Annotated in this window: 14 protein-coding genes; 2 read left to right on the plus strand and 12 right to left on the minus strand. The window is 62.7% G+C overall.

The features are described 5' to 3' along the window. The first annotated feature begins 127 nt into the window (after nucleotides 1-127). Nucleotides 128-1,792, plus strand: coding sequence for a trypsin-like peptidase domain-containing protein (locus tag FTO74_RS11465; RefSeq protein ID WP_162538272.1), 1,665 nt, complete (start codon nucleotides 128-130; stop codon nucleotides 1,790-1,792). A gap of 196 nt (nucleotides 1,793-1,988) precedes the next feature. Continuing rightward, nucleotides 1,989-2,423 carry a peptidoglycan-binding domain-containing protein gene (locus FTO74_RS11470; protein WP_255462213.1) on the plus strand — a complete coding sequence of 145 codons (435 nt, stop codon included), beginning with the start codon at nucleotides 1,989-1,991 and terminating at the stop codon, nucleotides 2,421-2,423. 67 nt (nucleotides 2,424-2,490) lie between these two features. Here FTO74_RS11470 and FTO74_RS11475 read toward each other — a convergent pair whose 3' ends face one another. From FTO74_RS11475 to FTO74_RS11530, 12 genes are all read right to left on the minus strand, one after another. Next, complete coding sequence (locus FTO74_RS11475; protein ID WP_162538273.1) at nucleotides 2,491-3,468, minus strand: hypothetical protein; 978 nt, start codon at nucleotides 3,466-3,468, stop codon at nucleotides 2,491-2,493. Continuing rightward, on the minus strand, nucleotides 3,456-3,743 hold the full coding sequence (locus FTO74_RS11480; RefSeq protein WP_162538274.1) for a FliM/FliN family flagellar motor switch protein: 288 nt from the start codon (nucleotides 3,741-3,743) through the stop codon (nucleotides 3,456-3,458). Before FTO74_RS11480 ends, FTO74_RS11475 begins: the two co-directional genes overlap by 13 nt. Before the next feature lie 32 nt (nucleotides 3,744-3,775). Beyond that, nucleotides 3,776-4,837, minus strand: coding sequence for a FliA/WhiG family RNA polymerase sigma factor (locus tag FTO74_RS11485; protein ID WP_255462214.1), 1,062 nt, complete (start codon nucleotides 4,835-4,837; stop codon nucleotides 3,776-3,778). 48 nt (nucleotides 4,838-4,885) lie between these two features. Further along, complete coding sequence (gene flhA, locus FTO74_RS11490; protein ID WP_162539840.1) at nucleotides 4,886-6,985, minus strand: flagellar biosynthesis protein FlhA; 2,100 nt, start codon at nucleotides 6,983-6,985, stop codon at nucleotides 4,886-4,888. 11 nt (nucleotides 6,986-6,996) lie between these two features. Continuing rightward, complete coding sequence (locus tag FTO74_RS11495) at nucleotides 6,997-8,166, minus strand: EscU/YscU/HrcU family type III secretion system export apparatus switch protein (RefSeq protein WP_162538275.1); 1,170 nt, start codon at nucleotides 8,164-8,166, stop codon at nucleotides 6,997-6,999. Nucleotides 8,167-8,202: 36 nt separating this feature from the next. After that, nucleotides 8,203-8,991, minus strand: coding sequence for a flagellar biosynthetic protein FliR (locus FTO74_RS11500; RefSeq protein WP_162538276.1), 789 nt, complete (start codon nucleotides 8,989-8,991; stop codon nucleotides 8,203-8,205). A gap of 3 nt (nucleotides 8,992-8,994) precedes the next feature. Continuing rightward, on the minus strand, nucleotides 8,995-9,264 hold the full coding sequence (locus FTO74_RS11505) for a flagellar biosynthetic protein FliQ (RefSeq protein WP_162538277.1): 270 nt from the start codon (nucleotides 9,262-9,264) through the stop codon (nucleotides 8,995-8,997). A 26-nt stretch (nucleotides 9,265-9,290) separates the two neighbouring features. Beyond that, complete coding sequence (gene fliP / locus FTO74_RS11510; protein ID WP_255462215.1) at nucleotides 9,291-10,223, minus strand: flagellar type III secretion system pore protein FliP; 933 nt, start codon at nucleotides 10,221-10,223, stop codon at nucleotides 9,291-9,293. Continuing rightward, a complete protein-coding gene (locus FTO74_RS11515; protein ID WP_162538278.1) occupies nucleotides 10,214-10,513 on the minus strand; it encodes a flagellar biosynthetic protein FliO in 300 nt (99 codons plus the stop codon). Before FTO74_RS11515 ends, fliP begins: the two co-directional genes overlap by 10 nt. Nucleotides 10,514-10,529: 16 nt before the next feature. Beyond that, on the minus strand, nucleotides 10,530-11,099 hold the full coding sequence (locus tag FTO74_RS11520) for a flagellar basal body-associated FliL family protein (protein ID WP_162538279.1): 570 nt from the start codon (nucleotides 11,097-11,099) through the stop codon (nucleotides 10,530-10,532). 118 nt (nucleotides 11,100-11,217) lie between these two features. Next, nucleotides 11,218-12,450 carry a flagellar hook protein FlgE gene (locus tag FTO74_RS11525; RefSeq protein WP_162538280.1) on the minus strand — a complete coding sequence of 411 codons (1,233 nt, stop codon included), beginning with the start codon at nucleotides 12,448-12,450 and terminating at the stop codon, nucleotides 11,218-11,220. 27 nt (nucleotides 12,451-12,477) lie between these two features. Further along, the gene (locus FTO74_RS11530; RefSeq protein ID WP_162538281.1) at nucleotides 12,478-12,831 is read right to left on the minus strand and encodes a flagellar hook capping FlgD N-terminal domain-containing protein; all 354 of its coding nucleotides are present in this window, start codon (nucleotides 12,829-12,831) and stop codon (nucleotides 12,478-12,480) included. Nucleotides 12,832-12,856: the final 25 nt, after the last annotated feature.

The following is a 12,856-nucleotide window of genomic DNA, read 5'->3' on the forward strand; positions in this document are numbered from 1 at the left end:
CCTTCTCCCCTGCGGTGCGGACGACGATAACACCGGACTATACTCGGCTCTAACAGCCGGAAACGAACTGACGCGCTGACCGCCGCCAAGGCTTGGCGCACAAACTGACGATGAGGTTGGATTCAACATGGAATCTTTGAAGCAGGAATCTTTGAAGCAGAGCTTTTTCACCCGCATCCGCAGCAACCGCCTGACAACCACCTTCACTCTGCTCGCCACCTTGACCGTCGGGGTACTGGCTGGATCGGTTCTGACGTCGAGCGTCAGCGGCAAGGAGCAGAAGGTCGATTCGACGGACGCGCGTCCCATCGTTATCCCCAGCCCGACGGTGCTCTCGAACGGATTCTCGGAGATCGTGAAGCGGGTCGGACCGGCGGTGGTGAATATCAACACCGAGTCGATTCCGAAGCAGGCCGTGCGCAAGGGCCGCCGGATCACCCCCCACGGCAACCAGGGCGGACAGGGAGAAGACCAGCAGAATCCGGGTGATATGCAGGACTTCTTCAACCGCTTCTTCGGCGGGCAGGGCGGCCAGGGCGATGACGACCAGGACGGCGGCGGCTCCGAGCGGCGGGCGCTGGGTTCGGGCTACATCGTCGATCCGCGCGGCTACATCATCACCAACAACCACGTGGTCGACAAGGCCGACAAGATCTATGTGAAGCTCTCGACCGACCCGGATAACGGCATCGACAACGGACGGCCCGCGACGGTGGTCGGCGTGGATACCGAGACCGATATCGCCGTCATCAAGATCGACACGGCCGGGCTGAAGGCGCCGCTGCCGACGGTGAAGCTGGGCAACTCGGATGGCGCACAGGTCGGTGATTGGGTGCTGGCCATCGGTAGCCCGTTCGGACTGTCGCAGACGGTCTCCGCGGGCATCGTCTCGGCCAAGAATCGCTCGATCGACGAGCGCGACGAATCGGGCCGGGCGAACCAGTTCCAGAAGTTCATCCAGACCGACGCCGCGATCAACCCGGGCAACTCGGGCGGACCGCTGGTGGATATGGCGGGTAACGTGGTGGGTATGAACACTGCTATCTACACGCAGTCGTCGGGCTCGCAGGGCGTGGGCTTTGCGATGCCCTCGAACATCGTGGCCAAGGTCTATAACGATCTGATCGGGCCGTCGCACAAGGTGATTCGCGGGTCCATCGGTATCTCGTTCCAGGCGGCGCAGTCGTCGGCGGTGAGCCGGATGTACGGCTTCCAGAACGGCGGCGTAATCGTCTCGACCGTAACTCCGAACGGCGGCGCGGCCAAGGCCGGAATCCAGCCTCAGGACGTCGTGGTCTCGGTCGATGGACGCCAGATCAAGGACGGCGACGACCTGGTGAGCGATATCTCGGCGCGCGCGATCGGCTCGACGGTCAAGATCGGCTACCTGCGCGACGGCAAGCAGATGTCGGCGACGGTGACGATCGGCGACCGCGCCCAGACCTATGCCGATGTGGCGGGGAATGACCAGGATGCCAACTCGCCGCAGGAGTCGGACGCCGGGCAGACCAAGCTCGGGATCACCGTGACGGCGCTGCCTCCGGCCGCGGCCCAGAAGATCGGGATCAAGGGCGGTGTGACCGTGACCAGCGTGACGCCGGGTTCGTTCGCCGATGAGGTGGGTCTGGGCAAAGGAGCGCTCATCACCGAGATCAACCGGCATCCGGTGACGGATGAGGCGAGCTACAAGGCGGCGGTCTCCGGACTGAAGATGGGCGACGATGTGGTATTCGTGATCCACGGAACCGGCAAGTCCAGTGGAACCAACTACATCGGCGGCACACTGCGGTAAGGAACCAACCTGGGCGGCCGCTTTGGATGCTGAAGCGGCCGCCTGAGTTTTCCACAGAAATCGTTTAGTTGCTCTAATTTTCTTCTTTTTATGGCTTTTCCTTGCTATCTAGTAACTGGACCGGTACTATGTCTCAAAGTCGAGCAGTCTCCTTAGGAGATTCAGCCGATACTAGAGTTTAGAGGTGCATGGCATTATGTTGTTCGGCCGCTCTTCCCTGATGGTCTCAGCGTTGCTCCTGACAGTTGTCGGGACGGCAAGCCTGCCCGGCTTCGCCATGATGCCGCGCGCTCATCGCGGCCCCACCTCTCCAAGCATGTTCAGCAAGCGGGCACGGGCGTCGAAGCCTGCGACCCAGCGGGCGATTGCGCCGGAGCGCGCCACCGAGATCCAGAACGCCCTCATCAAGTCGGGCTATATGACCGGCACCGCCTCGGGAACGTGGGACGCGTCCACGGTGTCGGCGATGGAAAAGTTTCAGGCCGACAACGGCTGGCAGACCAAGCTGGTGCCCGACTCGCGGGCGATCATCAAGCTGGGCCTGGGGCCGAATAACGAGGCTTCGGCAGCGGGCGAGATCGCCGGAGCGGACGCGGCTAAAGAGCGCGCGAATATCGAGAACCAGCAGTAAAGAGATTTGATTGAACGGAAAAGCCCCGGTTCGGGGCCTTTTTTGCGTTGCAGCACCACCAATTAACTTATCGTTTGGCCAGGGTAAAGAGAAAGTCGTGGATGTCTTCGGTGCCCGAGGGCAGCGTGCCCGTTCTGCTGAAGGCGCCGGACTCCAGCCAGATGCGCAGCCAGTAGTACTGGTGGATTCGCACCAGCCGGGTGGAGAGCGGGAGCTTCTGCTCCAGCAGGCGTGTGATGCGGCCGGCCAGCGTGGCCACGTCGGTCACCGTCTCGAGCGTGAGCGGAACTGCATCAGCGGCGAGTATCGCCGAACGCGCCTCTGCGAACCGGGCGTCGTCGAGCAGCCCCGTCTGGACCTTCAGCGCGGTCATCTGCTCGATGGCCAGCGCAGCGGCGGAGTCGATATGATCCTCGGAGGCCAGGTAGAGCTGATCGCCCGCTGCTACGCGCAGCGGAACCAGTCCGAACTCCACCATGAACCGCTTAGGCATGACCAACGCCATCGTGGATGGGGAGAGACCTTCGGTGGTGAAGACCGGGCAGCCCCACTGCATCCCCAGGGCGCGGGTGACGAGGCGCGGGTCGATGCCGCAGATCTGGACCAGCCAGTCTCCGATGCGGCCGTGGCCGTTGGCACGCTGGCTCTCGAGCGCGGACTGGAGCTGGGCGTGGGTGATCCAGTTCTGCGCCAGCAGCACCAGGCCGAGCGGGATGCGGTGGCGATGCGGCGTGTAGGCGGTGTCGTCGCCGCCGGGTCCGGTCTCGCGCTGGACCGCCGCGGCGACCAGGCGCTGGATACAGCGCGTGCTGCACCCCCAGCGGCCCTCGAAGATGGGGCGGGTCCGGTTCTTCCATGGCTTGACCCAACCGCTGTCGCAGCCCGGCGCGGCGCAGACGCCAGAGGTAAGGTCGCGCGGGATGGGCGGCTGGGGATCGCCCACGGCTGTCTCGAGGTAGTCGTTGAAGAGCGATGGCGGGAGGGTTTTTGCGGGTTCGCCCGCAACTGGGAAGACGCGGCTGCGAAGTCTGGCTAAAACAGGCATCGGATACTCTCCAGGCGAAGTTGTGGGGTGGCTACCTCGGTGATGCGAAGGGCAAAGTTGCCGACATCTACGACGACCTCGCCCCGGGCGACGACGCGGTCGGCGACGACTAGCTCGACCGGCTCGGAGACGTGCCGGTTCAGCTCGACGATGTCTCCGGGAGAGAGCCCGAGCAGTTCGCGGAGCTGTAGCTCGCGAGACCCAAACTGAAGTGTGGCCTCCAGCTCGATGTCTTCGAGCAACTGCGGGGTAATATTTTCTGGCGCGTCCGGCATGAGCTTCCTCTCTCCTTTGAACCAAAGTTCTCTTAGCGGCTGAGGCGCATGACCTTCGCCGTCTGCGTTGTCTTCGCCGGTTTGGTCGGAATGCCGCTGGGCCGAAGCGCGGCAAGCGCACAGCGCAGGCGCACAACGGCGGCGGAGTGAATCTGCGAGACGCGCGACTCGACCACCCCCAGGGTCAGGCCAATCTCCTTCATGGTCAGCTCCTCGAAGTAGTAGAGGGTCAGGACCATGCGCTCCTTCTCGGGCAGCTCCTCGATGGCGTCGGCGAGGCGCTGCTTCATCTCGCCCTTGAGGCAGCGGAAGAGCGGATCCTCGTTGGGCGAGCCGGGGATGTAAGCCAGTTCCTCATCGCCCGAGTCCTCTGAGCGTTCCATGTGCAGGCTGCCGATCTCGAGGCCCTTCAACTCGCCCAGCAGGGTCTGGTAGTCGGAGAGCGAGATCTCCAGCTCTCGGGCGATCTCCTGCTCCGATGGAGCGCGGCCCAGGCGCTGGGTAGAGTTGCGGATGGCCTCCTCGACGGCCCTTCCCTTGCGGCGCAGCTCGCGCGGACTCCAGTCCAGAGTGCGCAGCGAATCCAGAATGGCCCCGCGGATGCGGAACTGGGCGTAGCTCTTAAACTGGACCTTCTTATTGTGGTCAAACTTGGATAAGGCGTCGATAAGGCCGACGACTCCGGCCGAGACGAGATCGTCCAGGTCGACGTGCTGCGGCAGCCGCTCGTGGATGCGGCGGGCCAGATAGCGGACGGTGGAGAGGTGCTCCATCAGGAGCTGGTCGCGCTCGGAGGGGGTGAGAACCGGCGCGGCGGAGGGCCGGGAGAGCAGCGCGATACCATTGCCGGAGCCGTAGGAGCCGGTCCGACGGTCGAGCGTGCCGGTAGTTGGTCCGTCAGAGACATCGAACGCCTCGTCTGAGGCTGAACCTGCCGCACCCCGGCGAGAGGGATCGTGCAGTGCTGGAACATCCGGCAGATCACTCAACTTCTCGCTCAACTTTCCTCTCAATTGCCTCATTGGGATACCCTCGACCACGATTACTTCGCTGGTGCTGCGGTGCGTCTTCTGAATCTGGATCGGATTCGCCATTCGGCCCCCTGCCTTACTTACCGCTATAAACATCTGCAAACAAATGTGTTAACCCACCGTCCCGATGCTTCTGACCCGGACCTCCGGCGGTATCTCCACCGGGGCGAGGACCGTGATCTTGGGCACGAACGGCTCCAGCCAGCGACGAACGTGATATCGGGCCGGACTCGGACATAGGAGCACGGGGAGGGCCATCGCCGTGCCACCTCCGGTTAGGCGTTTCACAGATTCCACCAGCCGACGCAGAAACTCTCCTTGGTTGGGGTGCCGGGAGGCACCGTCGCCGAGCAGGTTGGCAGCTTGGGGATCGAAGGTGCCGACCAGCTCGGACTCGAGGCCGGGGTCGATCATCAGGACCCGGAGTGAGCCTTCGGGGTCGAGCAGCGGCGTGACCAGAGCACGGCCCAGGCTCTGGCGGACGGACTCGACCAGATGAACGATGTTCTTGGACTGGGGTGCGGCCTCGACCAGCACCTCGAGGATGGCTCCGAGGTCGCGGATGGAGACCTGCTCCCGGAGCAACTGCTGCAGCACCTTCTGGACTTCGCCAAGGCTCATCAGCTTGGGGACCAGCTCCTCGACCAGCTTGGGGTGGCTCTCAGAGAGCGAGTCGAGAAGGCGCTTGACCTCCTGGCGGCCCAGCAGCTCGTGCGCATGGCGGCGGATCAGCTCTCCGAGGTGGGTTCCTATGACCGTGGTCTGGTCTACGACTGAGTACCCAGCGGCCAGGGCTGCGTCCTCGAGGCCGGTCTGGATCCAGCGGGCGGCAACGCCGAAGGCAGGTTCCCTGGTCTCGACGCCGGGCAGCGCGCGGGCCTTGGGGTCGGCGTTCACGGCCAGCAGGGAGTTCGGCTCGGTCTGCCAGCGGGCGATCTCGATGCCGCGCAGGCTGACCGTGTACTCGCGCGGCTTGAGCCGGAGGTTGTCGGTAATGTGGACCGGAGGCACGATGAAGCCCAGCTCGGTGGCCAAATGGCGGCGCAGGGCGCGGACGCGGTTGAGCATCTGGCCGCCCTGCTTCTCGTCCACCAGAGGGATGAGCTGGAAGCCGATCTCGAGCGTCAGCTCGTCCATCTTGAGCAGGCTGGCCAGGTTCTCGCCCGCCTTGGTGAGGTCGGTGGCCTCGGCCTTCTTCGACTTGGACTCGAAGACCTCCGGCTCCTCGGGTTGGGGAGCGGGGAGCTTGCGGGCGATGAGGGCGACTCCCCCGGCGAGCAGGATGAACGAGAGCTTGGGCAGGCCGGGGATGAGGGCGAGGCCGAGCAGGACGGCGCAGGCGATCCAGAGGGTATTGCGGCGGGCAAGGAGCTGCGTGCCCAGCTCGTCGTCGAGTTGGCCCGAGGAGGAGGCGCGGGTGAGGATCATGCCTCCGGCGATCGAGACCAGCAGGCTGGGGATGAGGGTGACGAGGCCGTCGCCGACGGTGAGGATGGTGTAGGTCTTGACCGCGGTGGCCAGGTCCACGCCCTGCTGCACCGTGCCGATGACGATGCCCGCGACGATGTTGATGGCGGTGATGAGGATGGTGGCCATCGCGTCGCGCTGGTTGAACTTGGCCGCGCCGTCCATGGAGCCGTAGAACTCGGCCTCGCGGGCGATGGCCTGACGGCGCTTGCGGGCTCCCTGCTCATCGATGAGACCGGCGTTCATGTCGGCGTCGATAGCCATCTGTTTGCCGGGAAGCGCGTCCAGCGTGAAGCGGGCTGTGACCTCGGCGGTGCGAACCGCGCCGTGGGCAACGACCAGAAACTGGATGGCGATGAGGGCCAGGAAGAGCACGAAGCCCACAACGTAGTTGCCGCCGACGACGAACTGGCCGAAGGCCTGGATAACGTCTCCGGCGGCGGCGGTGCCCTCGTGCCCGTGCAGCAGGATGCGGCGGCTGCTGGCGATGTTGAGCGAGAGCCGGAAGAGCGTGAGCAGCAGCAACAGCGTCGGGAAGACGGAGAAGTCCACCGCCTTGCGAACTTGAATGGCCGTGAGGAAGACGATTACCGAGGCCGTGATCGAGGCGGCGAGGAGTACGTCCAGGATGAAGCCGGGGATGGGGACCAGCATGACGAAGACCATGCTGATGGCCACCACGGGAAGCAGCGCGGGCTGCAAGGCGCGGAGGTTGATTCCCTGTTCGATTACGGGTTTTTCCATGACGGCTGTGGTCACATGCCACCTCCCTGGCTCGGTTGAGAATCGGGTTGAATGCCGGGCCTGATGCCCGCTGTGGGCGGTGGGTACTTAGCGGCGGCAGCAGCCTTGGCGGCGGCGCGCTGCTTCTCTTCGCGCAGCTTCTCTTCCACCTTCTGGCGATAGAGAAACGCGAGGATGCCCGCGACGGTGGCGTAAAGCTCGAAGGGGATGGACTGTCCCGGCTCGACCGTGCGGAAGAGGCTGCGGGCGAGCGGCGGATTCTCGATGATGGGGATTCCGGCCCAGCGCGCGGCTTCGCGGATCTCGGCGGCGTGCAGGTCACGGCCCTTGGCCAGCACCGTGGGAGCCTGCATGGTGTCGAAGCTGAACTCCAGCGCGACCGCGTAGTGGGTGGGGTTGGTGATGACGACCGAGGCCCGCGAGACGTCGGCCTTGACCTTGCGGCGCAGGTTGTTCTGGGCCTGACGGATGCGAGCCTTGGTATGGGGATTGCCCATCGTCTCCTTCATCTCGTCCCTCACCTGCTGCTTGGTCATCTTCATGCGCTTGTTCCAGGCCGCCCACTCGACGGCGTAGTCGACACCGCTCCAGATGAGAGTGATCCAGGCTGCGTCGAGGGCGAGCGAGTAGGCGGTGGTAAGCGCGGTGGGAAGGCGCATCACGCTCATTACCGGCATGGGGAGCATGAGCTTTTTGAGCGCGGCCCAGCCGAAGAGAACCATTGCAGCGGCAGGTACGAGCGACTTGAAGACGCGCGTGGCCGAGCGCAGGCTGAAGAGATTGCCCAGGTTGGTGATGGGGTTGAGCCGCTCGAACTTGAGACTGAGCGCGTTGGGATGGATGCTGAGACCGCCGCCCTGAGCGACTCCCACCGTGAGCGCGCTCGCGAAGCTGGCCGCCATTACCACACCCACGGGAGTGAGCGTAATCAGAAGCATCCTGCGAATGGCGCTACCCCAGCGCTGCTCGCCGACCACCTCACCGACGGAGGCAAGGTCAAGACTTTGCTGGTAGAGCATGGCCCAGGTAGCGACGAAGTGGTGCGCCACCGCACCGAGCACGAGGACGCCAGCCATCATCGCCGCGGCGCTCAGCAGCTCACGGCTGCGGACGCTGTCGCCCTTCTCCTTGGACTTCTTGCGATGTTGTGCGGTTCCCTGCTCTGTGCCCTTCTCAGGCATGGGTGGACCTCTGGGCGTGAATTGAATGAAAGATGGTCATGGGTGCGCCACCAGCAGCTTTGCCGCGTTGTCGAGAAGCAGGGTGAAGTGCTGCTCGATCCAGCCCGGCCATACTGCGAGCGAGGCCAGTAGAACGGCGTAGGAGACCATCGTTTTGAGCGGGATGCTGATAATCATGGCGGGAAGCTGAGGAGCCAGACGGCTGACCATGCTGATGGTCATCTCGACTGCGAGCGCCGCGGCCATAACCGGCGCGGCCAGTTGCAGACCGGCAAGAAAGATTCCGCTGGCCATCGAGACCAGGGCCGCGCCAGAGGACGCGAGGAAGACGGCGCGGCCCACTGGAATCGCGGCGAAGCTGCGGACCAGAGCGGCCAGCAGCGTGCGGTCGAGACCGGCAGCTAGAAGGATGAGGATTGTGAACCAGTTGAGCATCTGTCCCATGACCGCTGTCTCGACGCGGGTGTTGGGGTCGAGCAGATTGACGAGCGAGAAGCTGAAGGACTGGCCGAGGAGCGTGCTGGCGAAGTTGACCGCCTCGACAAGCAAGGTGAGAGCGAGGCCGAAGCAGAGGCCGACAGCCAGTTCACCGAGGATGGCCGAGACGTCGAGGACCGCATGAGCCCCCGGCACCGCGGCCACAGCGGGCGCGAGCAGCACCGTGACCGCAAGAACGAAGCCAACCTTGATGCGCGAAGCAACAGCAGCAGAGCTGAAGATCGGGGCGAAGACCATCAGGCTGCTGACGCGCATCATCACCAGAACCGCGGCGCTCAGGTACGCGGGCCAGTGCTCGATCGTCTTTACGTCTTGCGCGATGGTCATGGGTTAGCCGAGGTAGCGGTGGAGGTCGATAAAGAGACGAAGGGTGTAGCCGATCAGACGATGAATCATCCAGGGCATCGCCGCCATGGTGACGAGGAAGACGACGATAAGACGAGGAACAGCGGTGAGGGTCTGCTCCTGCACGCCCGTAAGCGTTTGCAGCAAACTGACGATAAGACTGATAGTGGCGGCAGCAAGCAGCAACGGCGCGGCAAGGAGAATCGCCTCGATGAGCAACTGGCGCATGATGTAGACGACTTGATCGGGGCCCATCGCGAGTGCTCCTTTCCTGATGCGGGTTAGAAGCTCTTCAAGAGCTTGTCGGCTAGCAGGTTCCAGCCGTCGACCATGACGAAGAGCAATATCTTGACCGGGGTGGAGATGACGACCGGCGGCAGCTGCAACATGCCGATGGAGGTCGTAATGCTGGCCACAACGAGGTCGACCAGCAGAAAGGGCAGAAAGAGAACCGCGCCGATCTGAAAACCTGCCTTCAACTCCGAAAGAATGTAAGCAGGCACGACGACCTGGAACGGCAGGTCTTCTCTGTTCTGCGGGCGGCGAGTCATGCCAGCCGCAGCAAAGACGGCCAGATCCTTCTCCCGTGCGTAGCGCAGCATGTAGTGCTTGACCGGATCAATGCCGCGCGCAATCGCAACCTCGCCCGTAATGACGCCCTGCCGATAAGGCGTCGTGGCCTTCTGCTCAACCTCCGTGAGGACCGGCTGCATGAGGAACCAGGTCATCATCAGGGCAAGCCCCATCAGCACCTGATTGCTGGGCGCGGTCTGCGTGCCCAGCGCTTGGCGGAGGAAGTGAAAGACCACCAGGAGACGCACCATCGGCGTCATGGCCAGAAGGATCGCAGGCAGCAGCGTGAGCAGCGTGAGGCCGACGACGATGGACCAGGAGGTACTGCCTCCCTTCGCGAGTGCCGTGGCGATGGAGTCAGGCGGTGGGTCCGCGCGCCCGGTGCCGGGCGTGAGCGCCCGGACTGCATCCCGACGCCGGGCTCTTGCGCGCGCGCGGGATTGAACTCGGGACTGCCTATTGGATGGAGCACTGGCCTGAACACTGGGCTGAGCACTAGATTGGGTGACCACCGAAGCATCGGAGCTCTGAGCGATGGCAGCCGCAAGCTCCGCAGCCTGCACGCTCACGCCACCGGCCAGCAGCATGATGGCCAGAACCAGCACCGCGATCCGCAGCCGACCTATCGAAGCTAGAAGCACAGGGGCTCCGTCTCCGCGACAGCAGCGATGGTGTTTACCTGCTCCGGCCCACACCCCACAAGAAACTGCTGACCACCACAACGCACCAGGATAAGGCTGCGACGTCCGCCCAGCGAGACCGTCTCGATGACCTCCATCCGCCGAGGAACGATGCTTCCATCACGGCGATAGCCGACGCTCAACCTGCGGAACATGAGGAGAAACTTATAAATGAGGCCGTCGCTCGCGAAACGCGCGGATATGCTGCTCTTGAAGTGTGGCTGCGTAACCTGTTCCATCGTGCGATTCATCGTTGTCTCCCCGTCGTTAGCGCTGTACTAAGAAGTCGGTAAAAAAGATCTCGGAGACCTTGAGGCCGGGAACAGCCTTGCCCATCGCAGCCTTGAGCTTCTGCTTGAGCGCCTCCTTGCCCTCGAGCGAGAGCAGCTGATCCGCAGTCTCGTTGCTGATGATGGTGAGAGCCGCGTCACGCATAGCAGCTTCTCCCTCATCGACCGCCTTGCCGCCCTTCACAGAAGACGCTTCTTCCTTCTTGTCCTTATCCTTGCTTGAAGGCATCTCCTCCAGGCCCAGAACAATGCCGATGCGGAGATAGGATTGGCCACCCGGATCAGCAAGGTTGACCAACATGGGCTCCATCGAGATGGCGCGAGATTTCGCTGGGGACGTTGCCACAGACGCAGCGAGAGCAGTCGGCACAGATGTCTTGGCAATGCGGCCAGAGCGGGCCATCCAGAACAGAACGCCCGCCATGCCGCCAGCCGCCAACACAACCGAGAGAGCCACCGCAATCAGAAACGGCACGAGCGGGAAGAAGGAGACATTCGCCGCAGAAGTATTGGAGAGATCTCTGGAGGTCACTGCCGAGTCAGCCATGATGCTGATAGGAGTGCATGTGAGATGCCACATGAGAGGCCGGTTGGATTAGCGACTCCACACAATGACAAAGCCGCCCAGGGAAACCCGGACGGCTTTGTCTGCTGCTAAAGCGCGGTTAGCGAATCATTCCGATGGCTTCCTGCGTCACCGAATCGAAGGTGGTGACGGTCTTCGAGTTGGCCTCGAAGGCACGCTGCGCCACGATGAGATCGGAGAACTCGGAGGAGATGTCGATGTTGGACTGCTCGAGCGTCTCGCCGCTGATGGAGCCTCGGCTACCAACGTTCGCTACGCCAGCGGTAACGGCGCCGGAGGCCAGCGTAGCCTGATAGTCGTTGCCGCCCGTACGAGAGAGGCCGTCCGTGTTGGTGACGGTGCCCACAGCAATCTGCCCCACCGTGCTGGTCTGATAGTTCGAGAAGGTGGCCGAGATCACGCCGTTGTCATCGACCGAAAAACTCTGATAGGTGCCAGCCGGGTAACCGTTCTGAGAGGTAGCCGAAGTATTGGAGGAACCAGCGACCTGGGTGACAAGTGGCGAGCCGCCGGCCGAGTAGAGATTGAAAGAGAAGCTGAGATCGCTGGCGCCATCGGCCATATCAGGGAAGGTTACACCGGCAACATTAGCCGCCGGGGAGGCCAGAGTTCCATCCGAGTTAAAGCTAAGGGTGCCGGTAGTCTTGACCGGAGTGCCGGTGTAATCGCCCGCGGGAAGAGCAATGGAGTAATCCCAGGTGGACGCGCTGGTCTTGTCGTAAGTGACGGTCGCAACGTGTGCGGTGCCAAGCGAATCGTAGATGGTGATCGGCTTGGCAAAGGTCGTACCCGTAGCGGCCGAAGCATCGAGCGATGTCGTGAGCGAGAGGTTTGAGGTGGCGCTGGGTGCCTCATTGCCGCTGATAGGGATCGTGATGGGGACGAGGCCAGCGTTCACGTTAATAGCTCCGCTCGAAGTAACCCCGTAGCCCATGACGTTCTGCCCGTCGGTGGTGATGAGATTGCCCGAAGAGTCGAGTTGGAAGTTACCCGCACGCGTGAGGGACTGGGTGTTGCCCTGCTGGACGACGAAGAAGCCGTTGCCGTTGATGGCCATATCGGTGTCGACATCGGTGGTGGTCGTGCTGCCCTCCGTAAAGTCGGTCGTAGTGGCACCGACGCGCGTGCCAACTCCGACCTGCAGGTTATCTCCAGAGCCGGTCGTGCCAATGTTCTGGTAGAAGAGATCCTCAAAGGAGGTGGTCTCACCCTTGAAGGCAGTGGTATTCAGATTTGCGAGATTGTTACCGATGGTATTGAGCGCTACGGTATCGGCCTGAAGTCCAGTAAGTGCGATCGAAAAATTAGGCATGAATGCTCTCCAAAGAGGAAGTTTAAGTTAGAAGTTATCTACTACCGAGGACACGGCCTGAGTGGTGGGTGTAATACCTTCAGCAGTACTTAGTCCCTGATTGATGGAGATAAGCTGCTGCAGGCTGTTGACGCCGACAAGCTGCTGAATATAAGCGTTCGGATCGGTGGGCTGAGTAGGATCCTGGTTCTGCATCTCGGTAACGAGAAGGGTAAGAAAATCGCTGGCGGTTATATCGCCGGCAGTGCCTGCATCCGAGGCGGAACTGTCATTCGTCGCGGCTGCGTTCGGCTTTGCGGTTGCGGCACTGCCCGGCAACAGACTCTGAGCTACTGCGTTTGCCGATGCCTGCGTGGGAAGTCCTGTACTGAAAATGCTCATTTTCTACTCCTGATCTATAAGTGAA

It is taken from the genome of Granulicella sp. WH15 (assembly GCF_009914315.1).
Classification (GTDB): Bacteria; Acidobacteriota; Terriglobia; order Terriglobales; family Acidobacteriaceae; genus Edaphobacter.

Coding starts and splice junctions, on each gene's coding strand:
- FTO74_RS11465 (WP_162538272.1), top strand. CDS start 128: ATGGAATCTTTGAAGCAGGAATCTTTGAAGCAGAGCTTTTTCACCCGC.
- FTO74_RS11470 (WP_255462213.1), top strand. CDS start 1,989: ATGTTGTTCGGCCGCTCTTCCCTGATGGTCTCAGCGTTGCTCCTGACA.
- FTO74_RS11475 (WP_162538273.1), bottom strand. CDS start 3,468: ATGCCTGTTTTAGCCAGACTTCGCAGCCGCGTCTTCCCAGTTGCGGGC.
- FTO74_RS11480 (WP_162538274.1), bottom strand. CDS start 3,743: ATGCCGGACGCGCCAGAAAATATTACCCCGCAGTTGCTCGAAGACATC.
- FTO74_RS11485 (WP_255462214.1), bottom strand. CDS start 4,837: ATGGCGAATCCGATCCAGATTCAGAAGACGCACCGCAGCACCAGCGAA.
- flhA (WP_162539840.1), bottom strand. CDS start 6,985: ATGGAAAAACCCGTAATCGAACAGGGAATCAACCTCCGCGCCTTGCAG.
- FTO74_RS11495 (WP_162538275.1), bottom strand. CDS start 8,166: ATGCCTGAGAAGGGCACAGAGCAGGGAACCGCACAACATCGCAAGAAG.
- FTO74_RS11500 (WP_162538276.1), bottom strand. CDS start 8,991: ATGACCATCGCGCAAGACGTAAAGACGATCGAGCACTGGCCCGCGTAC.
- FTO74_RS11505 (WP_162538277.1), bottom strand. CDS start 9,264: ATGGGCCCCGATCAAGTCGTCTACATCATGCGCCAGTTGCTCATCGAG.
- FTO74_RS11515 (WP_162538278.1), bottom strand. CDS start 10,513: ATGAATCGCACGATGGAACAGGTTACGCAGCCACACTTCAAGAGCAGC.
- FTO74_RS11520 (WP_162538279.1), bottom strand. CDS start 11,099: ATGGCTGACTCGGCAGTGACCTCCAGAGATCTCTCCAATACTTCTGCG.
- FTO74_RS11525 (WP_162538280.1), bottom strand. CDS start 12,450: ATGCCTAATTTTTCGATCGCACTTACTGGACTTCAGGCCGATACCGTA.
- FTO74_RS11530 (WP_162538281.1), bottom strand. CDS start 12,831: ATGAGCATTTTCAGTACAGGACTTCCCACGCAGGCATCGGCAAACGCA.